The following is a 24,104-nucleotide window of genomic DNA, read 5'->3' as shown; positions in this document are numbered from 1 at the left end:
CTTTACCGATCCACGGATAGGGAAACGCTGGACACCGCGGCGCGGCGCAGTCCCGGTCAGCGCAGCGCGTACAGTGCGACCGCGCTCGCGGATGCGACGTTGAGCGAGTCGACGCCGTGCAGCATCGGGATCGTGACGACCGTGTCCGCGACAGAGAGCGCCTGCCTGCTGAGCCCGTCGCCCTCGGCGCCGAGCACGATCGCGAGCCGCTCCGGCGGGTCGATCGCGAAGTCGTCGAGGCTCACCGCGTTGTCCGCGAGGGCGAGTGCTGCGAGGTGGAAGCCGGCTTCGTGCAGCAGAGGAACGGCTTCGTCCCACTCGGGGAGCCGGGTCCAGGGCACCTGAAGCACCGTGCCCATGCTCACGCGCACGCTGCGCCGGTAGAGCGGGTCGGCGCAGCGCGGGGTGATCAGAACGGCGTCGGCGCCGAGTCCGGCGACCGAGCGGAAGATAGCGCCGACGTTGGTGTGGTCGACGATGTCCTCGAGGATCACGATCCGGCGGGCGCCCCTGACCAGATCGGACACCGGCGCGAGCACGGGTCGGTGCATCGCGGCGAGTGCCCCCCTGTGCAGGTTGTACCCGGTCAGTTCTTCGAGCACGGATGCCGCGCCGACGTAGATCGGCACGTCCGGCCAGTCGGCGAGCAGTTCGAGGGCGTCGGGCAGCCACTGCTCCTGCAGGAGCACCGAGCGGGGGCGATGTCCGGCCTCGAGGGCGCGCGCGATGACCTTGGTCGACTCGGCGATGTACAGGCCGCCCGCCGGTTCGGACTTCCGCCGGAGTGCGACATCCGTGAGCTGGGAGTAGTCGGCAAGACCGGGAAGGTCGAGGGAGTCGATGGGGATGATCTGCACGGTGATTTGCCTTTCGAAGGAGAACACGTCCAGACTGCCAGTTGTCTCACCCGGTCACGTACTCGAGGTCACGTACCCGTGTTCTGTAACAAGGACGAAAACTGGCCAGCTTAGACTCGGAGTGGACAGGACGGAGCGTTATGACCACCGAGACGATTCCCGTCGCGGGCGAGGTTTCGGCCGACACCCTTGACACGGTCGCCGAACTCCTGCGCGGAAAGCGTGCTGCGGTGCTGACCGGCGCCGGGCTCAGCACGGATTCGGGCATCCCCGACTATCGGGGGAAGGGCGCGCCGGTCCGCACCCCGATGAACTATCAGACCTTCATCGACGACCCCAGGGCCCGGGTCAGGTACTGGGCGGGCAGCCACCTCGGCTGGCGTCGGTTCCGCGCAGCTGAGCCGAACCTCGGGCACCGTTCGCTCGTCGCCCTCGAGGCCCATGGTGTCATCTCCGGCGTGATCACCCAGAACGTCGACGGGCTGCACACCAGGGCCGGTTCCCGCCACGTCGTCGACCTGCATGGCTCGATGGATCTCGTCGTCTGCCTCGGCTGCGGCCAGGCCTTCGACAGGGAGAGCATCGCGGCCCGCCTCGAAGCCGACAACCCGTCCCTGCGGCGGCCGGACTCCGCCCGTCTCGCACCGGACGGTGACGCCGACGTCACCGACCTCACGGGCTTCGTCATCCCCGCGTGCACGGTCTGCGGCGGGATGCTCAAACCCAACGTGGTCTTCTTCGGCGAGCTCGTGCCGACGGTCAAGTTCGTCGAGGCCACCGCCCTCGTCGCCGGGGCCCAGGCGCTCATCGTCGCCGGATCGTCTCTCGCGGTGAATTCGGGCATCCGACTGCTCGAACAGGCCCGCCGGCGCAAACTGCCGATTATCGTCATCAATCGGGGCGTGACCAAGGGAGACGCGCGCGCACTGGTTAAGCTGGAAGCCGGCACCTCCGAGGTGCTGGCCGGGCTCGCCGAACGCCTCACGGGGTAGAGGAGGTCCTGGTCGCCAGACGGGACAGCGCCAGACAGGACAGCGCAGACAGGGGCCACGCGAGACCATGCACCGGTTGCAGACCAGGCTTTCGATCGTCCGACACGGCCAGACCGACTGGAACCTCGCCACCCGGATCCAGGGCCGCACCGACATCCCGCTGAACTCGACGGGACGGGCCCAGGCCGCCGAGACCGGCCTGCGGCTCCTCAAGCGCAGCCGCGCGGGGTTGGCGCCCAGCCTCGACGGCGGCCTGACCGAGAGCTCCGCCGCCTGGGAGAAGATCGTCTCGAGCCCGCTCGACCGGGCCGCGGAAACCGCCCGCATCATCGCGGGGGAACTCGGCCTGCCGCGGCCGGAGATCATCGACGACCTCACCGAGCGTCACCACGGCCACATCGAGGGCCTCACGTTCGCAGAACGGCAGCGCCAGTTCCCGAACGGGATGCCGGTGCCCGGCCTCGAGTCGCGCCAACAGGTCCTCGACAGGGTGCTTCCGGCCCTCGGCCGCGTGGCCGAGGAGTTCCCGGGTGACGCGGTACTCGTGGTCTGCCACGGCGGCGTGATCGGAACCCTGATCCGCTACCTGACCGCCGGCGTGCGCCCGCACCCCGACGAGATCATCGCCAACGGATCCGTCCACGACTTCCTCTGGACCGACGGCCGGCTCGAGCTCGAGCACTTCGACGCGACGATCCGCGGTTTAGCGGAGAACACGCACTACTCGGGCTGAGCGGTCTCCCGGATCGCGCGGAGCAGGATCTGCGCGGAGTCCGCCCAGTTGTACCGGGCGGCCTGGTCGATGGCGAGCCCTGAGCGCTTCGCCCACTCCCCCGGTTCGTCGAGCTGGTGCACGGCAGCCGCGAGCCCCCCGGCGTCGCGCGGTTCGAAGTAGAGCGCGGCCTCACCGCCGATCTCCCGGAAGATCGGAATGTCGCTCACGACGACCGGGATCCCGAGGCTCATCGCTTCGACGAGGGGGATCCCGAAGCCCTCGTCGAGGGACGCGGTCACCAGGGCCGTCGCCGAATCGAGCAGGGACACGTACTCCGCGTCGGAGACGCCGTCGTGGAAAACGATCCGCGCTCCGGGGGCGAGCCCCTGCAGGCGGGCCTTCTCCGTGTCACCGATCCGGCTGAGCAGGTGCAGGTCATGGCCGGGAAGGTCAGCGAGGGCGCGCACGAGCGTGTCGACGTTCTTGTACGGCATGAACGAGCCCATGTAGACGAGGCTGCCCGTTGCCGGCCCGGTGCGACGCACGCCCGTCCCTGCGCCTGCCGCCTCGCCGAGGGCACCGGCGGCGTTGGGGACGACCGTGATGGGCTTGCGGGTGAGGCGGTGCTTCAGCATGAGTGCCCGTGTCGTCTCGGAGACCGTGACGACGCCGTCAGCGCGGTTCAGCAGCATCCGCTGGGGCCACCAGGACAGGTGGTAGAACCGCCAGAGCAGCCGGATGAAGGCGGGCAGGTCGCGCGGGGGTGTGCGGTTGCGATAGTAGATCAGGTCGTGGACGGTGAGCAGCAGTCTGTAGTTGCGGCCCCACGAACCCATGGTCTGCATCGGGCTGAAGACGACGTCGGGGTGCAGCCGGTTGACGCGGAGGGCGACGAGGGGCTCGCGGATGCTCGTGGGCGCGTTCACGAGCTGCCACGGGAGCGCGGGGAGCATCGCGAGTTGCCTGTGGTCGCTGATGAGCATCGTCACGGCGTGCAGCCGGCTCAGCTCGGTGACGAGTTCGGAGGTGTAGCGGCTGATGCCGTCGTGCCGGTCGAACCGGGTGTAGCGGCAGTCGAAAACGATCCTCATGCTGTCAACTCGATCCTGCTGGGGCCGATCATGCCGGGGCCGATCATGCCGACGCCGCCTCGTCGAGGAAGCGGCGCAGCTGTTCTGCCGCTTCGGCGGGAACTTCGTAGTGGATGAGGTGCCCGACGTTGGGGATGACATAGAGACGGGCGTCCGGGAACAGCGCGCGCAGCCGGTACTGGGCCTCGACGGGGGTGATGTCGTCCTTGTCCGCCGCGATCAGCAGGGTGCGTTGCGGAATGCGCGCGGCGAATTCACTCACGTCGCTTCCGACGGACGCGCGGAAGGCTTCGAGCACGACCCGGCGATCGGAGAAGGCGGAGAAATACCGGTCGTGCTGGTTGTGGATCCAGCGGCGCAGGGCGGGGTCACGGGTCTTGGCCATCGCGATGCTCATCACCCGCACGATGACGCGGTTGCGGAGCAGGGCGAAGCCGAGCCGCTCCGGTAGGGCGGCCGCTGACCAGTAGTAGAACACCGCGAGGCGGGTGAGGATTCCGCGGGGACCGGACAGGGCCGGCGCCGCGATCGGGTTGACGAGCACGACGACATCCGCGGGCAGTCCGCCCGCGACGGCGGAGGCCACGATGATCGAGCCGAACGAGTGCCCGAGGATCACGGTGCGCCCGGTCGGGGCGACCGCCGAGACGAAGCCCCTGAGCCACTCCGAGTAGCCGGGCACGTCGTGTCCCAGGGTCGTGAGCGCCGCCGATTCGCCGAAGCCTGGCAGGTCTGGCGAGAGGATGCGATACCCCGCGAGCTGGGCGACGACGGGCTCGAGGCCGTGGTGGTCGCCGCGGAAGCCGTGCACCATCACGATCGTCGTCGTCGCTGCGGGATCCCCGTACTCCCAGTAGCGGGTGTCGGTCCCGAGCACCGGGACGGTGTGGACGCTCACCGGGATCCGGGCGAGCTGGGCGTCGTATGGCGAAGGAACAATCATCCCCTCCAGTTTACGCAGGACGCGCGCGACGGAGCGGCGTCGACGCCCGGGGATGTCGGCGGTCGGCCCTAGGCTGGCCCCATGAGCAACTGGAGTGACACCCTCGCCGTCTTCGACCTCGAAACGACCGGAATCGACGTGGAGACGAGTCGCATCGTCTCGGCGACGGTGGCCGTGATCGATGTCTCAGGGGCCGTCGTCGAGCGCATCGACTGGCTGCTCGACCCCGGCATCGAGATCCCCGAGCAGGCGACCAACGTGCACGGCATCACGACGGCCCAGGCCGTTGCGAACGGGCGCGCCGCCGGCGAAGGTGTCACCGAGATCGTCGCGACCATCCGGGAACTGCTCAGCAGGGGCCTTCCGATCGTGGCATACAACGCGCCGTACGACCTCTCCCTGCTCAACCGGGAGGCCATCCGCTACGGGGTCGCACCACTCGTGTCGCCCTCCCCGTCGTCGACCCGCTGGTCATCGACAAGCAGGTGGACCGCTACCGCAAGGGCAAGCGCACCCTCGAGGTCACGAGCGCCTACTACGGGGTGTCCCTCGACGACGCCCATGACGCCGGTGCGGACGCGATCGCCGCGGGCAGGGTCGCCCAGGCCATCGCGAAGGCCCACGTCGCCGTGCTGCCGGGCACGGTCGCCGAACTGCACGAGCTGCAGGTGCAGTGGTCCATGCAGCAGGCCGAGCGCTTCCAGGACTACATGCGCCGCGAACGCGACCCGAAGTTCGTCGCGAGCGGCGCGTGGCCCGAGCGGTAACGCGAGCAGCACCGCAGGCATCCGCGCGGGGTACGGAACGCGGGGTACAGAAAAGGCGAGCAGCCGTGGCTGCTCGCCTTTCGTGTATCGCGCTCGAGTGCGTCGGTCTTATTTGCCGAAGCCCTTGTAGCGGGAGTTGAACTTCTCCACGCGTCCGGCGGAGTCCATGATGCGCTGCTTGCCTGTGTAGAACGGGTGCGACTCAGAGGAGATTTCCACGTCGATGACGGGGTAGGTGGATCCGTCTTCCCACTCGATCGTCTTGGCGCTCGAGACCGTCGAACGAGTCAGGAAGGTCGCACCCGACGCGAGGTCGCGGAAGACCACGGGGGCATATGTGGGGTGGATGTCAGACTTCATGAAAACTTCCTTATATGAGTTGCGCCGGTCCGGACCGGATGGCCCGGGGAACGGCGGCAGGAAAAGTTACACGGCCCGAGGACCGACTGTCGAGTCTAGCAGAAGCGAACGTCAGGCCGCACGGGCCGTGAAGCGACCGGCGTCCTCGCTCAGGCCGATCGGCAGGCCGAACGTTTCGGTGAGGGTGTCCGCCGTCAGAGACTCCGCGAAGGGGCCGGCCGAAACGACGCGTCCACCAGAGAGAAGCAGGGCGTGGGTGAAGCCGAGGGGGATCTCTTCGACGTGATGGGTGACCATGATGATGGCCGGTGAACTCTGCTCGAGGGCATAACCGCCGAGCAGGCGCAGGAGTTCTTCGCGGGCGCCGAGGTCGAGGCTCGCCGCCGGTTCGTCGAGCAGGAGCAGTTCGGGGTCGGTCATGATCGATCTGGCGATCTGCACTCGCTTCTGTTCACCGTCGCTCAGGGTTCCGAAGGTGCGATCGGCGAGGTGGTCGAGGCGCCATTCCTGGAGGACACGCTGGGCGCGGCGCTCGTCGATGGCCTCATATTCCTCGGTCCAGCGACCGGTCACCGAATACGCGGCGGTCATGACGACGTCGATCACCTTTTCACCCGCCGGAACCTTCCGGGCGAGCGCGGTCGACGCGAAGCCGATGCGCGGACGCAGCTCGAACAGGTCGGTGCCGCCGATCGGCTCCTCGAGCACCTCGGCTGTGCCCCGGGTGGGGTGCAGCATCGCGGCGGCGATCTGGAGGAGCGTGGTCTTTCCAGCGCCGTTCGGGCCGAGGATCACCCAGCGCTGATCGTCATCAACACTCCAGTTCACTGAGTCGAGGATGGTTGTGCCAGCCCGGACGACGGAGACGTCGGTGAATTGAAGAACGTTGACCATGCATCCATGTTATCTGCCGTCGCCGAGGCGTCGGCACGCCGGGCGGGGCTCAGAGCAACCCGGCGTAGATCTCCCGGGTGCTCGTGGCGATCTGGCTCCAGCTGAACTTTTCCTCTGCCCTGATCCGGCCGGCCCTGCCCATTTCCGCGGCACGATCGGGGTCTGAGACGACCTCCAGGAGGGTGCGGGCGAGGTCGGCGACGAAACGGTCAGGGTCGATCGGCGTGCCGGTGCCATCACTGACCTGGTCGATGGGCACGAGTCGTCCGGTGACCCCGTCGTCGACGACCTCGGGGATGCCGCCGGTCGCCGAACCGACAACCGGGAGGCCGCACGCCATCGCCTCGAGGTTCACGATGCCGAGAGGCTCGTAGACCGAGGGACAGACGAAGACGGTGCCGGCCGTCAGGACGGCGGAGAGGTCGTGCTGGGACAGGTGTTCCGGAATCCACACGACCCCGGTGCGCTCGGCCTGGAGCGCCCTGACTCCAGCGGTCACCTCGGCCATGATTTCTGCGGTGTCCGGTGCCCCGGCGCAGAGCACGAGCTGGACCTCAGGCGGGAGAGACGCTGCGGCACGGAGAAGATACGGGAGTCCCTTCTGCCGGGTGATCCGTCCGACGAACACGACAGAGGGTCGGGTCGGGTCGATGCCGAGCGAACGGACGATGTCCTCGTCCGCGGTCGGCTTCCAGGCCTCGAGGTCGATGCCGTTGTAGACGACGTGCACCCGGGACTCGTCGAGTGCCGGATAGCTGCGGAGGATATCCGCCCGCATTCCCCCGCTGACGGCGATGACGGCATCCGCTGCCTCGAAGGCCGTGCGTTCGATCCAGCTCGAGACCCGGTAGCCTCCGCCGAGTTGTTCGGCCTTCCACGGCCGGAGCGGCTCCAGGCTGTGTGCAGTGACGACGTGCGGGACGCCGTGCAGGAGCTTGGCGAGGTGCCCTGCGCCGTTGGCGTACCAGGTGTGCGAGTGCACGATGTCGGTGCCCGCGGCGTCCTGGGCCATCAACAGGTCGACGCCGAGTGTCGACAGGGCGCCGTTCGCCGTCGCAAGCTCGGCTGGGACGCCGTATGCGAAGGTATTCGGTTCGTCGCGCGGCGAACCGAAGCAGCGCACCACGACGTCGATGTCGGTACGGAGGGCCTTGACGAGCTCAGCGACGTGCACGCCGGCCCCGCCGTAAACCTCTGGTGGATATTCCTTGGTCAACAGATCGACTCGCATGAAAGTAAAACTAGCGCAGCATCGCATCCGACACACCGTTTTCGGGTGGCCACAGGCCCCGGATGCCCTTACTGTAAAGACATGGCATCGAAGAAGATCTTTGGAATCGTACTCGCTGGTGGCGAGGGCAAACGACTGATGCCGTTGACGGAGGACCGCGCAAAGCCGGCCGTTCCGTTCGGCGGCAACTACCGGCTCATCGACTTCGCACTGTCCAACCTGATCAATTCCGGGTTGACCCAGATCGTCGTCCTGACGCAGTACAAGTCGCACAGCCTCGACCGTCACGTCTCCCAGACCTGGCACGTCTCCGGCGGCTTGTTCAACTCATACATCGCGTCCGTGCCCGCGCAGCAGCGCCTCGGCAAGCGCTGGTTCTCCGGCTCCGCGGACGCAATCCTGCAGAGCCTCAACCTGATCCACGACGAGAAGCCCGACATCGTCGTCGTGGTCGGCGCCGACCACGTCTACCGCATGGACTTCAGCCAGATGATCGCGGCCCACATCGCCTCGGGGGCACAGGCGACGGTCGCTGCGATCCGCCAGCCGATCGGCCTCGCCGACCAGTTCGGCGTCATCGAGGTCGACGGGGCCACTCCGGACCACATCCGGGAGTTCCGCGAGAAGCCGAAGGACGCGATCGGCCTCGCCGACGCGCCGCACGAGGTGTTCGCCTCGATGGGCAACTACGTCTTCAACGCCGACGCCCTGATCGAGGCCGTGCTGCGTGACGGAGAACGCACCGACTCGAGCCACGACATGGGCGGGGACATCATTCCCGACTTCGTGTCCCGCGGCGAAGCCGGTGTCTACGACCTCCAGCGCAACGAGGTACCGGGCTCCACCGATCGCGACCGGTACTACTGGCGCGATGTGGGAACCATCGACTCCTTCTTCGAGGCACACCAGGACCTGATCAGCGCGCTCCCGGTCTTCAACCTCTACAACCAGAAGTGGCCGATCTTCAGCCAGCAGCTCAACTCGCCGCCGGCCAAGTTCGTCCGTGACGGGCGTGGTTCGCTCGGCACGATGATCGACTCGATCGTGTCCCTCGGCTGCGTCATCTCCGGCGCCCACATCGAGCGCAGTGTGCTCGGGCCGTGGGTGGCCATCGATTCCGGCGCCCACATCGCGGACTCGATTCTCTTCGACCGGGTGCAGATCCTGCCCGGCGCGACCGTCCGTCGGGCCATCCTCGACAAGAACGTCGTCGTCGCCGCCGGAGCCTCCGTCGGTGTCGACAGGGACCGTGACCTCGCGCGCGGCTTCAGCGTCACCGAGTCCGGCATCACCGTCGTCGGCAAGGGCGTGCACGTACACCCGTGACCCGTCCCACTCGTTTCCTTGTCGTCCTCGATTCCGATTCCACCCTGATTGAAAACGAAGTGATCGAGCTCCTGGCGGATGCTGCGGGCTCGCTCGAACTCGTCGCTGCGGTGACCGAGCAGGCCATGCGCGGTGAGATCGACTTCGCCGAGAGCCTCCGTGCCCGGGTGAAGACCCTCGCCGGGCTGCCGGAGAGCGTCTTCACCGACGTCGGGCTCCTGGTGCGCCCGACTCCGGGCGTGCACGAGCTCATCGCCGGACTGCATGCCCACGGCAGCAGAATCGGGGTCGTCTCCGGCGGTTTCCACGAAGTGCTCGATCCGCTCGCGGAGAGCCTCGGCATCGACCACTGGCGAGCCAACCGGCTCGAAGTCGTCGGCGGCCACCTCACCGGCAACCTCGTCGGGCCGATCATCGACGCAACCGCGAAGGCGGATACCCTCCAGGAGTGGGCGGCGGAACTCGGCGTCGCGCTCCCCCAGACCGTCGCCGTCGGCGACGGAGCGAACGACCTGAAGATGATGCACGTCGCGGGTCTCGGCATCGCGTTCAACGCGAAGCCTCTCGTGCGGGCACAGGCGGATGTCGCGATCGACATCTGCGACCTCAGCCAGGTCCTGCCCATCCTCGGCCTCCGCGGCTAGCACTTCCACTACAGGCGCCGCCGTGTCCGGTGGACTCTAGTCGCGTCTGGGTGGTCCGGTGAGGACCTGGTGGGCGCGGTGCCTGTTCGGTGGCCGCCAGAGTCGTTGCGGATCGATCAACCCAGGGGCCCGCACTTGCGGTGAGCCCTTCACCATGCGGATCTCCCACCCGGAGGTATCGATGCTGTGGTGATGGAACCAGCAGAGTAAGACCCCGTTGTCGACGGTCGTCGGGCCGTCCTTCGCCCAGGGCTTCACATGGTGCACTTCGGCCCAGTGCGCCGGGGCGTTGCACCCGGGGATGATGCAGCCGCCGTCCCGGGCGGTGATCGCCCGGCGCTGGGCCCGGTTGAAGTACCGTCGTTCCGGCCCGAGCTTGAGCACTTCGTTGTTCGCCCCGAAGAGGACCCCTTGGAAGCCGCCGTCACAGATGCGCTGGTGCACCGTCTTGAGCGACACGGGGGCCTCGACCCCGTCGACCCACCCCACCCCGACCCCCGAGGCGAGGTCCGCAGCGTTCACGTGCACCATCACCGTCGGGGCGGACCCGCCCATGCTGGGCGTGTCCTCGTCGCGGGCCGCGTGCTCGAACAACGCCCGGAGGATGTCGGCGCGTTTCTCCCCACTCGTGCGGGTATCCGCCCGGCGCTCCCGGAGCTCTGCCTCGATCACGTCCAGATCCGGGCCCGTGTCGCTCTCGCCGTCCGCGGTCTCGGCGCCGGGGATCATCTGCCCCGAATCCATCAGCGCCTGCTCCTCGGCGGTGGGGAACGCCGGGCGGGCGTGGAAGCTGAGGAAGGCGTCGAAGAGGGTGTTCATCACCCCGAACAGTTCCGGTGTCACTCCGCCCTTCACCGGGTACAACCCGTTCTTGAGTTGTCCGAAGCCGATGTTGGACTTCGCCTCGAACAGGTCCTCGGTCGGGAGGACCCCGTCGGGGTCCAGGGCCGCCTGCCACTGCGCGACCATGCCCCGGATCAGGTCCGTCGTCACCGGCACACCTGCCCCGGCCAAATCCTCGGTCTCCGGGGTGATCAGCCCCGCCGCCGTGGCGACCAGGGCCCGCTCCGCCGTCAACAGGTCATCCGGCGCCACCCGGTGACTGATCACCTGCAACCCCGCCACGATCAACTCCGCCGTCTCCACCCCGATCTCCCCCGCTGCCAGGGCGGCCCCGACGGTCGGGAACAAGGGCGGCAACCAGCTGCTCCCGCCGCACGGCCGCGGCAACACCGCGTCGCCAAGCTTCGTGCGCCGCTTCACCTCCCGGGCCGACACCCGCGTCACCCGGGTGAGGACATCCCACGGGCCCGTGCAGCCCATCCGCCAGGCCAGGCCCTCGCGGCCGAGGACCCGGGCCCGCCGGTCCACATCCGTCGCCGTGCTCACCCTGGCCGCGTCCACTGTCCGCCCGATCGCCTCCACGGTGCTCAGCGCCGTGACCGCTTCTGTGTCGCTGAGCAGCCCGACCGGGATCGCGGCCAGGGCCTCGGCGAGAACCGCCTGGGCCTCGGCGAGACGGGCGACAGCATCCGCATGCACCGACGGCACCGACCCGGCCAGACCCTCCGCGCCCTCCGCGCCCTCGAAACCCTCGACAACCGCAACCGGATGGGCCGACTCGACACCTGCGATGGGCTGATCTCCCGCGACCCCGGAACCGGGTGTCTGCGGGGTGTGTGACTGGGGATCGGAAGCTCCTGCCATACCCCGATTCTACCCCGAATCGAACACGAATGCGAGACTTACTCACATAATTTCAGGCTTCTCATTCCGAGTTTCACACCTGGAAACGAGGGTACCGACCCCTGGCGGACGCTGTGCATGTGACCGGCGCCGTTCGCCAGCGGTGTGACGATCCGTCCGACCTCAGTCGGGGAGTTCAGCGCGGAAGGACGACGAGTTTTCCGCCGGCGGTACCGGCCTCCATGTCGCGGTGGGCCTGCACGATCTCATCGAGCCTGTAGACACGGCCGAGCGGGACGCGCGCGTGACCGGCTGCGACGGCGTCGAGGAAGGCCTGCAACTCCGCTGATGTCAGGTCTGCGGCCTCTCCGGAATACGCGGTGAGGCGCACTCCGTTGGGAAGCCAGTCCATCGGGTAGAACTCGTCGATCGTCCAGGTGTCGGAGAGCATCCCGGTGAAGCAGACGGTGCCTCCGGCTCGCACCGCTCGGAGGGTGTCGCGCAGGACGTTGACGCCGACGAGCTCGACGGCTCCGTCGACACCGCCAGGCACGATCTCCCGCACCCGGCGCGCGACCTCGCCATCGTCGATGATGACGTGGTCGGCGCCTGCAGCCTCGAGCAGGCCGACGCTCGAGGGATTCCGCGTGGTCGAAAGCACCCGCATCCCGCGCAGCGCGCCGAGGGTGGCCAGCGCGAGGCCGACAGAGGACGTTCCGCCGCGGATGAGCAGGCTCTGGCCGTCGGCGGCCTGCAGCCCGACACGCAGCGACCCCGCCGCGGTCTGCAGCATCTCGGGCACGGCACCGAGCACGTCCCAGCCGAGTCCGCTGGTGAAGGGCACGACGATCGCGGCCGGCACCGACACGTATTCGGCGTAACCGCCGTCGAAGGAGCGGCCCATGCCGCCCATCATCGCGGCCACCTGGGCGCCGACGGGATACTCCCCACCCGGGGCATCCGCTATCGTTCCGACCGCTTCGATCCCAGGAATGCGCGGAAACGAGCCGGTCGACGCGACACCGGAACGGAAGTGGAGTTCGGACCGGTTGAGCCCGAAGGCCTCAACCCGGATCAGCACCCATCCGGGTCGCGGCGTCGGCATCGGCACGTCACGGACGCGCAGAACACCGGGGTCACCAGGCCCGTCGACGACAACCGCCCGCATTGTCGCCGTCATTGTCGGTCTCATGGCGGAGGTCAGTGACCCATTCCGAGTCCGCCGTCGACCGGGATCACGGCGCCGGAGATGTAACCGGCGTCGTCGCCCGCGAGCCACGTGACGACCTTGGCGACCTCGGCGGGGAAGCGAAGCGTCCTGCCGGGATGTTCTTCTTGTATTCGGCCTGGACGGCCTCGGAAAGCTCCGCGGTCATCTCGGTCTCGATGAAGCCGGGTGCGACGACGTTCGCAGTGATGCCGCGGGCGCCGAGCTCGCGGGTGACCGAGCGGGCGAGCCCGACGAGCCCGCTCTTGGAGGCGGAGTAGTTGACCTGCCCGGCGGAACCGTAGAGGCCGACCACGCTCGAGATGAGCACGATCCGGCCGAACCTGGCCTTGAGCATGCCCTTGGATGCGCGCTTGACGACGCGGAAGGCACCGCTCAGGTTCGTGTCGATGACGGAGGTGAAGTCGTCTTCCGTCATCCGCATCAGAAGGGTGTCTTTGGTGATGCCGGCGTTGGCCACGACCACTTCAACCGGTCCGAGGGACGCTTCGATCTCGGTGAACGCGGCGTCGATCGATGCGGCGTCGGTGACGTCGGCACGTACCGTGAGGCTGCCCTCTGGGCCGGACCCGGAGCGGGCCGTGACCGCGACGCGATGGCCCTGGCGCACGAATTCTTCGGCGATGGCAAAGCCGATCCCACGGTTGCCCCCGGTCACGAGAACGGTCCTGACGGAGGGCATACGGTTCCAATCTATTCCCAGCGAACGACCAGCCGTACGCACGTATATTCCAGTTTACGGTGTCATCCCACAGACCGGGCGAGACGTAGGCTTATCAGGCAAAATCTCCACCGGTTGACCGAAGCGATGAGAGTATGAAACAGCAGTCGATCACGTCCCTGCCTCCGTCTCCGGAGGCCGAGCGACGCGCCCGGATGATCAAATACTCGGTGACCATGGGCATCCGGATGGTGTGCATCGTCCTGATGCTCTTCGTGCACGGCTGGTGGCTCCTGGTCTGCGCCGCCGGAGCGATCCTGCTCCCCTATTTCGCGGTCATCGTCGCAAACGTCCACGGAAACGGCGCGGGAACCGCCGTCGTCCGCCCGGGAGCCGTTCAGCTCTACCGCGGTCAGTCCTCGACCAGTCCTGAATCCTCGTCGGCCGCCCAGTCGCCACCCGGGCAAGCCTCCGACCGGCCGGCGCCGACTCACGACCCGTCCCGCGGCCCGGGTACGGACGAATGATCGGTTTCGACGACGACCTCGACGTACCGCGTTGTTCGAGGGCCGGCTGCCGGGAGGACGCGCAGTGGCGCATCGACTGGCGCAACCCGCGTATCCATACCGCTGACCGGGTCAAGACCTGGCTCGCCTGCCCGGAGCATGTCGAGTATCTGCGGGAATTCCTGGGTGCCAGGGACTTTCCGGTGGCCGTCTTCGCGCTCGAAGCTGCACCGGAAACAATACCGGGCCGCCCGGCCGCAGGGACGGACCCGTCGTGACCGGCTGGAAGTTCGCCTTCACCCGCAGGTGGGCCGGATACCTCGTGCTCACCATCATCTTCGGCGCCGCCTGCGCCGGCCTCGGTATGTGGCAGTTCGCCAGGCGCAACGAGGCCCTCGTCGAGATCAACAAGGTCGACGCGAACTACGACCACATCCCGGTGAGCCTGACCGAAGCACTTCCCACTCTCGATTCCTTCAACGAGTCACAGAAGTGGCTGCCGGTGACGATGACGGGAACGTACCTCGTCGCCGATGAGCTGATCGTGCGGAATCGCCCGTTGAACGTGCACCCGGGCTTCGAGGTGCTCACGCCGCTGCTCCTCGCTGACGGCACGGTCTTCGTCGTCGATCGTGGCTGGGTCCCCACCGGCGAGACGGCGGAGGCCCCCGGCCCGGTTCCCGCAGCGCCGACGGGTGAAGTCACGGTCATCGCCAGGCTCAAGGCCGGAGAACCGACCCTTCCCGGGCGCACGGCGAGCGGGAACCAGATCGCCACGATCCACCTCGCCGACGTCGCCGACCGGGTCGGCGCACCCACGTACACCGCGGCATACGGCCTGATGGCCTCCGAGGATCCCGCGCCGGCCACCCGGCCGGCCGGCGTGACCAGGCCGGTCGCGGACGAAGGCTCGCACCTGTCGTACGCGTTCCAGTGGATGCTGTTCGCCCTGCTCGGCTTCATCGGGCTCGGCTGGGCGGTGCGGCAGGAATTCCGCTCTCTCAACGCGGACGACCCCGAAGAGCGCGCGCGCGCAGAGGAACGCGCCCGCCGTGCGGCCGCCAAGCCGCGTACGGACGCAGAGGTCGAAGACGACCTCATCGACAGCACGCACTGACAGACAGTACGCACCGACCGATAGCGGAAGCTAGGCGAGCATGATCAGGTCGAGGTAGTCCTTGTTCCAGTGGTCCTCTGTGCCCTCCGGCATAATCAGCACGCGTTCCGGGTTGAGCGCCTCGACGGCGCCCTCGTCGTGGCTGACCAGAACGACGGCACCCTCGTAGTGCGCGAGCGCGTCGAGGATCTCGTCACGGCTCGCGGGGTCGAGGTTGTTCGTCGGTTCGTCGAGGAGTAACACGTTGGCGCCGGAGACCACGATCATCGCGAGGGCAAGCCTGGTCTTCTCTCCACCGGAAAGAACCCCGGCCGGCTTGTCGGAATCGTCACCGGTGAACAGGAACGAGCCGAGGACCCGGCGGGCTTCCATTTCGGTGATGTTCGGCGACGAGGACACCATGTTCTGCAGAACGCTGCGCTTGACGTCGATGGTCTCGTGTTCCTGCGCGTAGTACCCGATGCGGAGACCGTGGCCGGGGACGATCGTGCCGGTGTCCGGCTTGTCGACGCCCGCGAGCATCCGCAGAAGCGTGGTCTTGCCCGCACCGTTGAGGCCGAGGATGACGACCTTGGACCCGCGGTCGATCGCGAGGTCGACAGCTGCGAAGATCTCGAGGGAACCGTAGCTCTTCGAGAGGTCGTTCGCCATCAGCGGGGTGCGGCCGCACGGGGCCGGCACGGGGAAGCGCAGCTTGGCCACGCGGTCGACGGCGCGCACGGCGTCGAGTCCGGAGAGCAGCTTCTCAGCCCGGGCGACCATCTGGTGGGCCGCTGCCGCCTTGCTCGCCTTGGCGCCGAACTTTGCGGCCTGCAGCTGCAGGGTGGACGCCTTCTTCTCGGCGTTGGCGCGTTCCTTCTTACGACGGTCGGCGTCTGCGAGGCGCTGGCGCTGGTAGTTCTTCCAGTTCATGTTGTAGATGTCGATGACCATGCGGTTGGCATCGAGATAGAACACCCGGTTGACGGTCTCGCCGACGAGTTCGATGTCGTGGGAGATGATGATGACGCCGCCGCGGTAGTTCTTGACGAACTCGCGCAGCCAGGCGACGGAATCGGCGTCCAGGTGGTTGGTCGGTTCGTCGAGGATCATCGTCTCCGCGGCGGAGAACAGGATGCGGGCGAGCTCGATGCGGCGGCGCTGGCCGCCGGAGAGGGTCTGCAGCTCCTGGTCGAGGATCCGGTCCGGGAGGTTCAGGTTGCTCGCGATCGAGGCCGCCTCCGCCTCCGCTGCGTAGCCGCCGAGGGCGTTGAACTGGTCGGTGAGGTTGCCGTAGACCTTCATGGCCTTCGCGGCGACCTTGGGGTCGTCGCTGCCCATGTCGAGGCCGGCCTGGTAGAGGCCGAGGGAGATCGTGCCGAGGCCGCGGGCGTCGAGGATACGGGTGCGCGCGAGCATGGTCGGTTCACCGGAGCGCGGGTCCTGCGGAAGGTAGCCGATCTGGCCGGAGCGGTCGATCTGGCCGTGGGTCGGCATCGTCTCGCCCGCGAGCGTCTTCGTGAGGGTCGTCTTTCCCGCACCGTTGCGGCCGACGAGGCCGATCTTGTCGCCGGCGGAGACGCGGAAACTGACGTCTTCCATGAGCACGCGCGCCCCGACTCTGATTTCGAGGTTTTGCACACTGAGCACAGCAATAGTCCGTTCGGAAGGTTCGTGGGAGGGGTTCGGCCCGACCGGGCCAGCTATCTAGTATATTCTCGCGCGGCGACGGGGAGGGACGCTCAGAAAAGTGTGGCCCGGAGCGTGTTCCCGAGCCACTCCCGGTAGGCCCCGAGGGACCAGTCCAGATCGAGCACGAGGGAGCGGTAGACCTGCGGGTGGGCGAGCGCCCAGATCGCCGCGGCCGCCTCGTGGTCGCTGAGGCCGCTGCGCAACGCATGGCGGTCGCGCAACGCCGTTGCCGTCTCGCTGAAGTTGTGCAGCAACCGTGCGGACTGGCGCAGCTCGAGACGCGCCACGTCGGCATCGACCCCCGCGGCCTGCGCGACGACCCTCCGCAGGGCGGCGGTGCGCACGTTCGTCTCGACGCACCAGTCGACGAGGAGGCGGATGATGTCGGTCGCCGAGCGCGGTCCGCTCGCCTCCCGGGGTGACGCAACCGGATCCTGGAGCGCGGACTCCCCACTGCCCGACGGCTCCGTGGCACCACGCTCGAGTACCGCCGCAAGCACGTCGGCCTTGAGGCCCACGGAATTGTAGATGGTCTGCACCGCGACACCGGCCTCCGCGGCGATCGCCGCGATGGATGCCGCGATGTACCCGCGCTCGAGCATGAGGCGCTCGGCCGCGTCGAGGATGACCGTCCTGGTCGCCTCGCTTTGCGCCGATCGACGGCTCGGCCGCGTCCTTCCGGGGAATCCATCTCATTAGCATAGCGTTCCAATGAGTGGAGGAGCATACTAATTCAGTCGCGGGCGCGGGGATGCCGCCGGCCGACGGCATCCGCCGATTAACGCAGTGTCGCCCCGGATCGAAATCCGGGGCGACACTGGGCGGGTGATACTGGGGCGACGGTCAGATCGCGAAGCCGAGGGCGCGCATCATGTCACGGCCGTCGTCGGTGATCTTCTCAGGGCCCCACGGCGGCATCCAGACCCAGTTGATCCGGAACTGGTCGACGACCCCGTCGAGCGCTTCGGCGGTCTGCTCCTCGAGCACGTCGGTCAGCGGGCAGCCTGCCGAGGTCAGGGTCATGTGGATGATCAGGGCGTCGTTCTCGTCGTCCCAGCCCAGGTCGTAGATGAGGCCGAGGTCGACGACGTTGATGCCGAGCTCGGGGTCCATGACGTCTTTGAGCGCCTCTTCGATCTCATCGAATCGCTCGGGTGACAGCGTTGAAACCATGCGGTCAGCCTACGTTCGAATCGACGAGAAAGCGATCGTAGCCTTCGTCCTCGAGCCGGTCGGCAAGCTCGGGTCCGCCCTGCTCCGCGATCCGCCCGTTGACGAACACGTGCACGAAATCGGGCTCGATGTAGCGCAGGATGCGGGTGTAGTGCGTGATCAGGAGGATGCCGAGTCCGGTGTTCGCCTTGGCGCGGTTGACGCCCTCCGAGACGATCTTGAGCGCGTCGACGTCGAGGCCGGAGTCGGTTTCGTCGAGGATCGCGAACTTGGGCTTGAGCAGTTCGAGCTGCAGGATCTCGTTGCGCTTCTTCTCACCACCGGAGAAGCCCTCGTTCACGTTGCGCTCCGCAAAGCTCTTGTCCATGCGCAGGTTCGTCATGGACTGGCGGACGTCCTTGATCCAGGAACGGATCGCGGGCGCTTCGCCGTCGATCGCGGTCTTGGCGGTGCGCAGGAAGTTGGTGACGGTGACTCCGGGGATCTCGACCGGGTACTGCATCGCGAGGAAGAGGCCGGCGCGGGCGCGCTGGTCGACGGTCATGGTGAGGACTTCCTCACCGTCGAGCAGGATCGAGCCGCTGTCGGCGTGGTACTTGGGGTGGCCGGCGATCGTGTACGCGAGGGTCGACTTGCCGGAACCGTTTTGGCCCATGATGGCGTGGATCTCACCGCTCGTTGATCGTGAGGTTGACACCCTTCAGGATCTGCTTGGTGCCCTGGTCGGTCTCGACGCTGACGTGCAGGTCCTTGATCTCAAGAACTGACATGGATTCTCTGGTCTCTTTCATTCAACGGCGCGCAGGCGCCGGTACGTGTGGGGGTTACGCGGTGACGTAGTGCGGGGTCGGGTCGATGAAGACGTCGCCGTTGATCAGCTCGACCGTGAACACCGGAACGGGTTCGTAGGCGGGCAGGTTGAGCGGGCGACCGCTCTTCAGGGAGAACTTGGAGCCGTGTGCCCAGCATTCGACCGTGTCGTCTTCGACGAATCCCTCGGAGAGGGAGATGTCGCCGTGCGTGCAGGTGTCGCCGATCGCGAAGACGTCGCCGGCGCTGTCCCGCACCACGACGATGGGGACTCCGTCGATCTCAACCTTGACGGCCTGATTCTCTTCGAGTTCGTCGAAGGCGCAGATCTTCGTGGACGCCATGGTCAGTTCTCCTTGGTTGTTGCGGGTGCGCGGACCTCGTCGGTGCTGCGCAGTTCGGCTTCGATGGCCGCCTGGAGGCGGTCTTCGAGCGGTTGGGATCCGATGTGCTGCACGATCTCGCTCAGGAAGCCGCGCACGACGAGTCGCCGGGCCTCGTCTTCCGTGATTCCGCGGGACTGCAGATAGAACAGCTGCTCATCGTCGAAGCGGCCGGTCGCACTCGCGTGCCCGGCGCCCTTGATGTCACCCGTCTCGATCTCGAGGTTCGGGATCGAGTCCGCGCGGGTGCCTTCGGTCAGCACGAGGTTGCGGTTCTGTTCGTAGCTGTCGGTTCCGGGAGCATTGCGCCCGATCAGGACGTCGCCGATCCAGACCGTCCGAGCGCCTGCGCCCTGCAGGGCGCCCTTGTAGGTCACCCGGCTGCGGCTGTTCGCGGCGTCGTGGTGCACGTACACCTGCTGTTCGAGGTGCTGGCCGGCATCCGCGAAGTAGAGACCGTAGAGGTCGGTGTCGGAGCCGGGACCGGCGAGGCGCACCGAGGGGTTGACCCGCACGATGCTGCCGCCGAGGGACACGACGACGTGCTTGAGGTAGGCGTCGCGGCCGACGGATGCGAAGTGGTTGGCCAGCTGAACGGCACCGGTGTTCCACTCCTGCAGCGTGACGACCGTGAGGTGCGCGGATTCGCCGACGATGATCTCGAGGTTTTCGGTGAGGCGTGCGTCGCCGGTGTTCTCGAGGATGATCGTCGCCCGGCTGAACGGCCTGGCCTCGATGATCGTGTGGGCGCCGCGCGGGCCGGTGCCGAGACGGGCCCGGGTGATCGTGATCTCCTTGTCCTCTTCACCGGTGACGGTGATGGCCAGGGCCTTCTCGAAGCTCGTCCAGGCGTTGGCGGCGGCTCGTTCCTCCGGGGCGCCGACCGAACCGATGCGGGCGTCATCGCGCCCGACCCAGTCGATCGCGACACCGTCGGTCGGGGTCGAGTCGACGTCGTAGGCTGCGCCGTCGAGCTCGCCGGCCGTGAGGTCGGTGAACTTGGCGACCGGTGAGAGCTTCCATACGGCCTCGCGCCCCGTGACGGGGGCGAAGTCGGCGACGTCGACGCTCTTGAAGCGGTCGTTCCTGGTCTGCACGGGGACGAAGCCGAAGCGTCCGTCCGAGTGCGCCTTGATGCCGTGCTGTTCGCTGGTGGGCAGTGCTGCTGTTGTTGAAGTCGGGGCGGCGGACATTTAGCCGACGGATCCTTCCATGCCCATTTCGATGAGCTTGTTGAGTTCGAGGGCGTACTCCATCGGGAGCTCCCGTGCGATCGGTTCGATGAATCCTCTGACGATCATGGCCATGGCCTCGTCCTCGGGCATACCGCGGCTCATCAGGTAGAACAACTGCTCCTCGCTGACGCGGGAGACGGTGGCCTCATGGCCGAGCTGCACGTCGTCGACACGGATGTCGATGGACGGGTAGGTGTCGGAGCGGGACTGGGTGTCGACGAGCAGCGCGTCGCAGCGCACGGTGTTCGCGGAGTGGTGCGCACCGGCATCCACCCGGACTTCACCGCGGTACCCCGAGCGGCCGCCGCCGCGGGCGATGGACTTGGACACGATCGAGGACTGCGTGTACGGGGCCATGTGGATCATCTTGGCGCCGGCGTCCTGATGCTGGCCGGGACCGGCGAAGGCCACGGACAGGGTTTCGCCCTTGGCGTGCTCGCCCATCAGGTAGATCGACGGGTACTTCATGGTGACCTTGGAGCCGATGTTGCCGTCGATCCATTCCATGGTCGCGCCCTCTGCGGCTGTTGCGCGCTTCGTGACGAGGTTGTAGACGTTGTTCGACCAGTTCTGGATCGTCGTGTACCGAACTCGGGCGTTCTTCTTCACGATGATCTCGACGACGGCGGAGTGCAGCGAGTCCGACGAGTAGATCGGGGCGGTGCAGCCCTCGATGTAGTGCACGTAGCTGCCCTCGTCGGCGATGATGAGCGTGCGCTCGAACTGGCCCATGTTCTCCGTGTTGATCCGGAAGTACGCCTGGAGCGGGATCTCGACGTGCACGCCGGGCGGAACGTAGACGAAGGAGCCGCCAGACCAGACCGAGGTGTTGAGCGCGGCGAACTTGTTGTCACCGGAGGGGATCACGGTGCCGAAGTACTCCTTGAAGACCTCGGGGTATTCCTTGAGCGCGGTGTCCGTGTCCATGAAGATGACGCCCTGGGCTTCGAGCTCCTCATTGATCTGGTGGTAGACGACCTCTGACTCGTACTGGGCCGCGACGCCGGAGACGAGGCGCTGGCGCTCCGCCTCGGGGATGCCGAGCTTCTCGTAGGTCTTCTTGATGTCGTCAGGCAGGTCTTCCCAGGTCTGGGCCTGCTTCTCCGTTGAACGCACGAAGTACTTGATGTTGTCGAAGTCGATTCCGGACAGGTCGGCGCCCCACGTGGGCATCGGCTTGCGCTCGAACAGTTCGAGGGCCTTGAGCCGGCGCTGCAGCATCCAGTCCGGCTCGTTCTTGAGCTTCGAGATGTCGGTCACGACCTCTGGCGAGACGCCACGGCGGGCGGATGCGCCGGCCGCGTCGGAATCGGACCAGCCGAATTCGTACGTTCCCAGGCCCGCGAGTTCGGGTCGGTCGAGCAGGACGTCAGACATATTTACCTCTTCTCCCATCCACGACAACCCGGATATTAGTCCGGTCATTCCCGCACGGCTCCAGGCGAAGACGTGCGATGAACGGGTTGCGTGGGCGGCTACGTTGCGTACCTAAGATGATTAGAGGCGGCGAGGTGTCGAACCGCGGTTTGTACAACCGCGTGATCACCGCCCAGAAACACCTAATTCTACAGGTTCCCGATGCGTTAAGTGGCCGGACCCGGCGATTTCACATGCACCAGGCCCGAGAGGAAGCAGAACCCGTGAAACGGATTTCGGAATGGCTGCCCACGAGCGTTGACCGAAGGGTCCGCCTGATCGCGTGGGTGTACCTCGCCGCGCAGATCCTCCTCGTCGGCACGGGCGGCCTCGTCCGCCTGACAGGCTCAGGGCTCGGTTGCCCGACCTGGCCGAAATGCACCGACGGTTCGCTCGTCAACACGCCGGAGATGGGCATCCACGGCGTCATCGAGTTCGGCAACCGCCTGCTCGGTGCCGTACTCGGCCTCGTCGCGGTCCTTGCCTTCCTCGCCGTCGTGCGGCTGCGTCGCGAACGCCCCGACCTGTTCCGCCTCGCCCTGTTCGCCGGGCTCGGCATCCCCGCCCAGGCGGTCATCGGGGGCATCAGCGTGCTCACGCAGCTCGACCCCACCGTCGTCGGACTGCACTTCGTCATCTCCGCAGTGCTCGTGGCGCTCTGCACGGCCTTCGTCTACCGGGTCTACACCGGCAACGGCCAGCGGGCTGCCGTCGTGCCCCGCTGGTACGCGATCCTCACGCATGTGACGAGCGCCGTGGTCGCCGTCACAATCGTCGTCGGCATCCTTACGACCGGTTCCGGGCCGCACGCCGGTGACGAGAACGCACCGCGAAACGGGCTCGACTCGGAGTTCCTGCAGCACGTGCACAGCTGGCCCGCCTACCTGACCGTCGCGCTCACCATCGCCCTCGTCATCGGCGCCTGGGGCCTCGGCCGGTCGCTCCGCACCTGGACCCTGGCCCTGCTCGGTGTCGAGGCCGTCCAGGTCGTCGTGGGGCTCGTTCAGGCGAACACCGGACTACCGACCGGCCTCGTCGGAATCCACATGGTCCTCGCGTGCGTACTCGCGGCCGCGATGACCGCCGTCGTACTGCACCTCAAAGAGCCGGTGGCGCAGCCCGTCGACGCCACTCCCCCGGTTCCGCACCAGGCAACCGCACGCTGACGCACCCGGCTCTGCTGGGAAGCCCCCGCGCGACCTAGAAGGGGAGCAACGGGTCGACGCCCACGGCGACGAAGAGCAGTGTCAGGTACGTGATCGAACCGTGGAACACCCGCATCGGCGAGACCACCTCGTGACGGATAGCGAGGTTGTACAGGCGGTGGGTCTCGTAGATGAACCAGCCGCCGGTGACGAGCGCGACCCCGGTATAGAGCAGGCCCATCGAAGCGACCGGGATCAGGAGCAGTGAGCACGCGACGGTCGCCCACGCGTAGAGGATGACCTGGAGGCCGACCTGGGCGCGTCCGCGCACGACGGCGAGCATCGGGACGCCGGCGGCCTGGTACTCGGCGCGGTATTTCATGGAGAGCGGCCAGTAGTGCGGCGGGGTCCACAGGAAGATGATCGCGAACAGGATCAGCGGCGGCCAGGACAGGTCGCCGGTGACGGCGGCCCAGCCGATCAGTACGGGCATGCAGCCGGCGATTCCGCCCCAGACGATGTTCTGGGCGGTGCGGCGCTTGAGGATGATCGTGTAGAAAACGACGTATAGCAGGATTGCGCCGAGCGAGAGAGCCGCGGCGACCCAGTTCGTGAAGACCAGGAGCCACACGATCGACGCGGCACCGAGCACCCACGCGAAGACGAGGGCCTCCCGGTCGCTGAGCTCGCCGGTGACGAGCGGCCGGTTCATCGTGCGCTTCATCACGCGATCGATGTCGCGGTCGATGTAGCAGTTGAACGCGCCGGCGGATCCTGCGCTGAGCGCCCCGCCGATGAGGGTCGCGAGCACGAGCCACAGGCTCGGAATCCCGCGTTCGGCGAGCAGCATGGTCGGCGCTGTCACAACGAGTAACAGTTCGACGACCCGCGGCTTGGTCAGGGAGAGGTAGGCGAGGAAGGTCCGACGGAAGCCTCGCGCTCCCCTGCCGCCGGGCGCCTGCACGCCCGCGGGGGTCGCGTCCTGGGAGATCTGCATAGTGGATTGAGTCTAACCAGTCCCGGCCGGGCGGAAGCCCATTCGAGGATCGTTCAGCTTTACGCCGGTCAACCTCACCCGGCCATGCCGACTGCCTATACTTGGGGGTGCTCGCCAATCATGGCGCGTGTCGGTGCGTCCTGGAAAATGGGCATTCGCCTGCCGCGCCGGATGACGTCGATGTCCACGGGCGCGCTCAATCCAACGGGTGCGGGTTTCCAAGGCCTGCCCTAGCTTGACGAAGGGTAACTACGAA

24 protein-coding genes and 3 pseudogenes are annotated in these 24,104 nt (G+C 67.2%); 10 read left to right on the top strand and 17 right to left on the bottom strand.

Features of this window, described 5'->3' with window-relative positions:
* Positions 1-56: 56 nt before the first annotated feature.
* A complete protein-coding gene (locus tag RGU41_RS06450; RefSeq protein WP_134561122.1) occupies positions 57-857 on the bottom strand; it encodes a TrmH family RNA methyltransferase in 801 nt (266 codons plus the stop codon).
* A gap of 140 nt (positions 858-997) precedes the next feature.
* Here RGU41_RS06450 and RGU41_RS06445 point away from each other — a divergent pair, with 140 nt between their 5' ends.
* On the top strand, positions 998-1,849 hold the full coding sequence (locus tag RGU41_RS06445) for a Sir2 family NAD-dependent protein deacetylase (RefSeq protein ID WP_134446600.1): 852 nt from the start codon (positions 998-1,000) through the stop codon (positions 1,847-1,849).
* A 76-nt stretch (positions 1,850-1,925) separates the two neighbouring features.
* On the top strand, positions 1,926-2,582 hold the full coding sequence (locus RGU41_RS06440; protein WP_241975454.1) for a histidine phosphatase family protein: 657 nt from the start codon (positions 1,926-1,928) through the stop codon (positions 2,580-2,582).
* Here RGU41_RS06440 and RGU41_RS06435 read toward each other — a convergent pair.
* Together RGU41_RS06435 and RGU41_RS06430 are read right to left on the bottom strand one after the other, a co-directional pair.
* Positions 2,570-3,655: a glycosyltransferase family 1 protein gene (locus RGU41_RS06435; protein WP_322135809.1), complete on the bottom strand. Its 1,086-nt coding sequence runs from the start codon at positions 3,653-3,655 to the stop codon at positions 2,570-2,572. The genes RGU41_RS06440 and RGU41_RS06435 overlap by 13 nt on opposite strands.
* A 43-nt stretch (positions 3,656-3,698) precedes the next feature.
* The gene (locus tag RGU41_RS06430; RefSeq protein ID WP_134560141.1) at positions 3,699-4,598 is read right to left on the bottom strand and encodes an alpha/beta fold hydrolase; all 900 of its coding nucleotides are present in this window, start codon (positions 4,596-4,598) and stop codon (positions 3,699-3,701) included.
* Positions 4,599-4,679: 81 nt separating this feature from the next.
* On the opposite strand from RGU41_RS06430, the pseudogene RGU41_RS20770 reads away from it, so the two are divergent.
* Together RGU41_RS20770 and RGU41_RS20765 are read left to right on the top strand one after the other, a co-directional pair.
* A pseudogene (locus RGU41_RS20770) lies at positions 4,680-4,973 on the top strand (exonuclease domain-containing protein); the annotation flags it as partial.
* A gap of 110 nt (positions 4,974-5,083) precedes the next feature.
* Entirely contained in the window at positions 5,084-5,365 is a 282-nt protein-coding gene (locus tag RGU41_RS20765; RefSeq protein WP_416173194.1) for a hypothetical protein, read from the top strand.
* A gap of 108 nt (positions 5,366-5,473) precedes the next feature.
* On the opposite strand, the gene RGU41_RS06420 is transcribed toward RGU41_RS20765, so the two are convergent.
* The 3 genes from RGU41_RS06420 to glgA all read right to left on the bottom strand — a co-directional run bounded on the left by RGU41_RS06420 (position 5,474) and on the right by glgA (position 7,850).
* Positions 5,474-5,725, bottom strand: coding sequence for a type B 50S ribosomal protein L31 (locus RGU41_RS06420; RefSeq protein ID WP_134446605.1), 252 nt, complete (start codon positions 5,723-5,725; stop codon positions 5,474-5,476).
* A 111-nt stretch (positions 5,726-5,836) separates the two neighbouring features.
* Positions 5,837-6,619 (bottom strand): ABC transporter ATP-binding protein, encoded by a 783-nt coding sequence (locus RGU41_RS06415; RefSeq protein ID WP_134446606.1) that lies wholly within the window; start codon positions 6,617-6,619, stop codon positions 5,837-5,839.
* Positions 6,620-6,668: 49 nt separating this feature from the next.
* Positions 6,669-7,850, bottom strand: coding sequence for a glycogen synthase (glgA, locus tag RGU41_RS06410; RefSeq protein WP_134446607.1), 1,182 nt, complete (start codon positions 7,848-7,850; stop codon positions 6,669-6,671).
* An 81-nt stretch (positions 7,851-7,931) separates the two neighbouring features.
* Here glgA and RGU41_RS06405 point away from each other — a divergent pair, with 81 nt between their 5' ends.
* Both RGU41_RS06405 and serB read left to right on the top strand, forming a co-directional pair.
* The gene (locus RGU41_RS06405) at positions 7,932-9,176 is read left to right on the top strand and encodes a glucose-1-phosphate adenylyltransferase (protein ID WP_134446608.1); all 1,245 of its coding nucleotides are present in this window, start codon (positions 7,932-7,934) and stop codon (positions 9,174-9,176) included.
* Positions 9,173-9,820: a phosphoserine phosphatase SerB gene (serB, locus tag RGU41_RS06400; protein WP_134560139.1), complete on the top strand. Its 648-nt coding sequence runs from the start codon at positions 9,173-9,175 to the stop codon at positions 9,818-9,820. Before RGU41_RS06405 ends, serB begins: the two co-directional genes overlap by 4 nt.
* 36 nt (positions 9,821-9,856) lie before the next feature.
* On the opposite strand, the gene RGU41_RS06395 is transcribed toward serB, so the two are convergent.
* From RGU41_RS06395 to RGU41_RS06385, 3 genes and pseudogenes are all read right to left on the bottom strand, one after another.
* Complete coding sequence (locus RGU41_RS06395) at positions 9,857-11,527, bottom strand: HNH endonuclease signature motif containing protein (protein WP_322135808.1); 1,671 nt, start codon at positions 11,525-11,527, stop codon at positions 9,857-9,859.
* Positions 11,528-11,702: 175 nt separating this feature from the next.
* Positions 11,703-12,686 carry a zinc-binding dehydrogenase gene (locus RGU41_RS06390; RefSeq protein WP_134561128.1) on the bottom strand — a complete coding sequence of 328 codons (984 nt, stop codon included), beginning with the start codon at positions 12,684-12,686 and terminating at the stop codon, positions 11,703-11,705.
* Between the two features lie 20 nt (positions 12,687-12,706).
* A pseudogene (locus tag RGU41_RS06385) lies at positions 12,707-13,344 on the bottom strand (SDR family oxidoreductase).
* Positions 13,345-13,550: 206 nt separating this feature from the next.
* Between RGU41_RS06385 and RGU41_RS06380 the strand changes: the two are divergent.
* From RGU41_RS06380 to RGU41_RS06370, 3 genes are read left to right on the top strand one after another with little or no spacing between them, the layout of a single operon-like run.
* Positions 13,551-13,922, top strand: coding sequence for a DUF3099 domain-containing protein (locus RGU41_RS06380; RefSeq protein ID WP_134448670.1), 372 nt, complete (start codon positions 13,551-13,553; stop codon positions 13,920-13,922).
* Positions 13,919-14,179 carry a hypothetical protein gene (locus tag RGU41_RS06375; RefSeq protein WP_322135807.1) on the top strand — a complete coding sequence of 87 codons (261 nt, stop codon included), beginning with the start codon at positions 13,919-13,921 and terminating at the stop codon, positions 14,177-14,179. Before RGU41_RS06380 ends, RGU41_RS06375 begins: the two co-directional genes overlap by 4 nt.
* The gene (locus RGU41_RS06370) at positions 14,176-15,018 is read left to right on the top strand and encodes an SURF1 family protein (protein WP_322135806.1); all 843 of its coding nucleotides are present in this window, start codon (positions 14,176-14,178) and stop codon (positions 15,016-15,018) included. The genes RGU41_RS06375 and RGU41_RS06370 overlap by 4 nt, the downstream gene beginning before the upstream one ends.
* Before the next feature lie 30 nt (positions 15,019-15,048).
* On the opposite strand, the gene RGU41_RS06365 is transcribed toward RGU41_RS06370, so the two are convergent.
* From RGU41_RS06365 to sufB, 7 genes and pseudogenes are all read right to left on the bottom strand, one after another.
* Positions 15,049-16,647 carry an ABC-F family ATP-binding cassette domain-containing protein gene (locus RGU41_RS06365; protein WP_322135805.1) on the bottom strand — a complete coding sequence of 533 codons (1,599 nt, stop codon included), beginning with the start codon at positions 16,645-16,647 and terminating at the stop codon, positions 15,049-15,051.
* 92 nt (positions 16,648-16,739) lie between these two features.
* Positions 16,740-17,315 (bottom strand): TetR family transcriptional regulator, encoded by a 576-nt coding sequence (locus RGU41_RS06360; protein WP_322137310.1) that lies wholly within the window; start codon positions 17,313-17,315, stop codon positions 16,740-16,742.
* 217 nt (positions 17,316-17,532) lie between these two features.
* Complete coding sequence (locus tag RGU41_RS06355) at positions 17,533-17,862, bottom strand: metal-sulfur cluster assembly factor (protein ID WP_134448677.1); 330 nt, start codon at positions 17,860-17,862, stop codon at positions 17,533-17,535.
* A 4-nt stretch (positions 17,863-17,866) separates the two neighbouring features.
* Positions 17,867-18,632 (bottom strand): annotated as a pseudogene (gene sufC, locus RGU41_RS06350) (Fe-S cluster assembly ATPase SufC).
* Positions 18,633-18,686: 54 nt separating this feature from the next.
* Entirely contained in the window at positions 18,687-19,016 is a 330-nt protein-coding gene (locus RGU41_RS06345) for a non-heme iron oxygenase ferredoxin subunit (protein ID WP_134448679.1), read from the bottom strand.
* A gap of 2 nt (positions 19,017-19,018) precedes the next feature.
* Positions 19,019-20,248, bottom strand: a complete 1,230-nt coding sequence (gene sufD, locus RGU41_RS06340; protein ID WP_134560129.1) for a Fe-S cluster assembly protein SufD — start codon at positions 20,246-20,248, stop codon at positions 19,019-19,021.
* Positions 20,249-21,667, bottom strand: coding sequence for a Fe-S cluster assembly protein SufB (gene sufB, locus RGU41_RS06335; protein ID WP_134448681.1), 1,419 nt, complete (start codon positions 21,665-21,667; stop codon positions 20,249-20,251).
* 263 nt (positions 21,668-21,930) lie between these two features.
* On the opposite strand from sufB, the gene RGU41_RS06330 reads away from it, so the two are divergent.
* On the top strand, positions 21,931-22,872 hold the full coding sequence (locus RGU41_RS06330; protein WP_134560127.1) for a COX15/CtaA family protein: 942 nt from the start codon (positions 21,931-21,933) through the stop codon (positions 22,870-22,872).
* Between the two features lie 34 nt (positions 22,873-22,906).
* On the opposite strand, the gene RGU41_RS06325 is transcribed toward RGU41_RS06330, so the two are convergent.
* Positions 22,907-23,848, bottom strand: coding sequence for a heme o synthase (locus RGU41_RS06325; RefSeq protein WP_134448683.1), 942 nt, complete (start codon positions 23,846-23,848; stop codon positions 22,907-22,909).
* Positions 23,849-24,104 lie beyond the last annotated feature (256 nt).

It is taken from the genome of Cryobacterium sp. 10C3 (assembly GCF_034314285.1).
Classification (GTDB): domain Bacteria; phylum Actinomycetota; class Actinomycetes; order Actinomycetales; family Microbacteriaceae; genus Cryobacterium; species Cryobacterium glucosi.
Note: the sequence above shows the minus strand (reverse complement) of the source record. Positions and strands in the feature narration are given on the sequence as shown.

Bases quoted from the DNA above. Each gene is read 5' to 3' on its own strand.
- RGU41_RS06405 (WP_134446608.1), top strand. From the start codon at position 7,932: ATGGCATCGAAGAAGATCTTTGGAATCGTACTCGCTGGTGGCGAGGGC.
- RGU41_RS06325 (WP_134448683.1), bottom strand. From the start codon at position 23,848: ATGCAGATCTCCCAGGACGCGACCCCCGCGGGCGTGCAGGCGCCCGGC.
- RGU41_RS06415 (WP_134446606.1), bottom strand. From the start codon at position 6,619: ATGGTCAACGTTCTTCAATTCACCGACGTCTCCGTCGTCCGGGCTGGC.
- RGU41_RS06420 (WP_134446605.1), bottom strand. From the start codon at position 5,725: ATGAAGTCTGACATCCACCCCACATATGCCCCCGTGGTCTTCCGCGAC.
- RGU41_RS06355 (WP_134448677.1), bottom strand. From the start codon at position 17,862: ATGGTTTCAACGCTGTCACCCGAGCGATTCGATGAGATCGAAGAGGCG.
- RGU41_RS06395 (WP_322135808.1), bottom strand. From the start codon at position 11,527: ATGGCAGGAGCTTCCGATCCCCAGTCACACACCCCGCAGACACCCGGT.
- sufD (WP_134560129.1), bottom strand. From the start codon at position 20,248: ATGTCCGCCGCCCCGACTTCAACAACAGCAGCACTGCCCACCAGCGAA.
- sufB (WP_134448681.1), bottom strand. From the start codon at position 21,667: ATGTCTGACGTCCTGCTCGACCGACCCGAACTCGCGGGCCTGGGAACG.
- glgA (WP_134446607.1), bottom strand. From the start codon at position 7,850: ATGCGAGTCGATCTGTTGACCAAGGAATATCCACCAGAGGTTTACGGC.
- RGU41_RS06380 (WP_134448670.1), top strand. From the start codon at position 13,551: ATGAAACAGCAGTCGATCACGTCCCTGCCTCCGTCTCCGGAGGCCGAG.
- RGU41_RS06345 (WP_134448679.1), bottom strand. From the start codon at position 19,016: ATGGCGTCCACGAAGATCTGCGCCTTCGACGAACTCGAAGAGAATCAG.
- RGU41_RS06375 (WP_322135807.1), top strand. From the start codon at position 13,919: ATGATCGGTTTCGACGACGACCTCGACGTACCGCGTTGTTCGAGGGCC.
- RGU41_RS06435 (WP_322135809.1), bottom strand. From the start codon at position 3,655: ATGAGGATCGTTTTCGACTGCCGCTACACCCGGTTCGACCGGCACGAC.
- RGU41_RS06430 (WP_134560141.1), bottom strand. From the start codon at position 4,598: ATGATTGTTCCTTCGCCATACGACGCCCAGCTCGCCCGGATCCCGGTG.
- RGU41_RS06445 (WP_134446600.1), top strand. From the start codon at position 998: ATGACCACCGAGACGATTCCCGTCGCGGGCGAGGTTTCGGCCGACACC.
- RGU41_RS06390 (WP_134561128.1), bottom strand. From the start codon at position 12,686: ATGACGGCGACAATGCGGGCGGTTGTCGTCGACGGGCCTGGTGACCCC.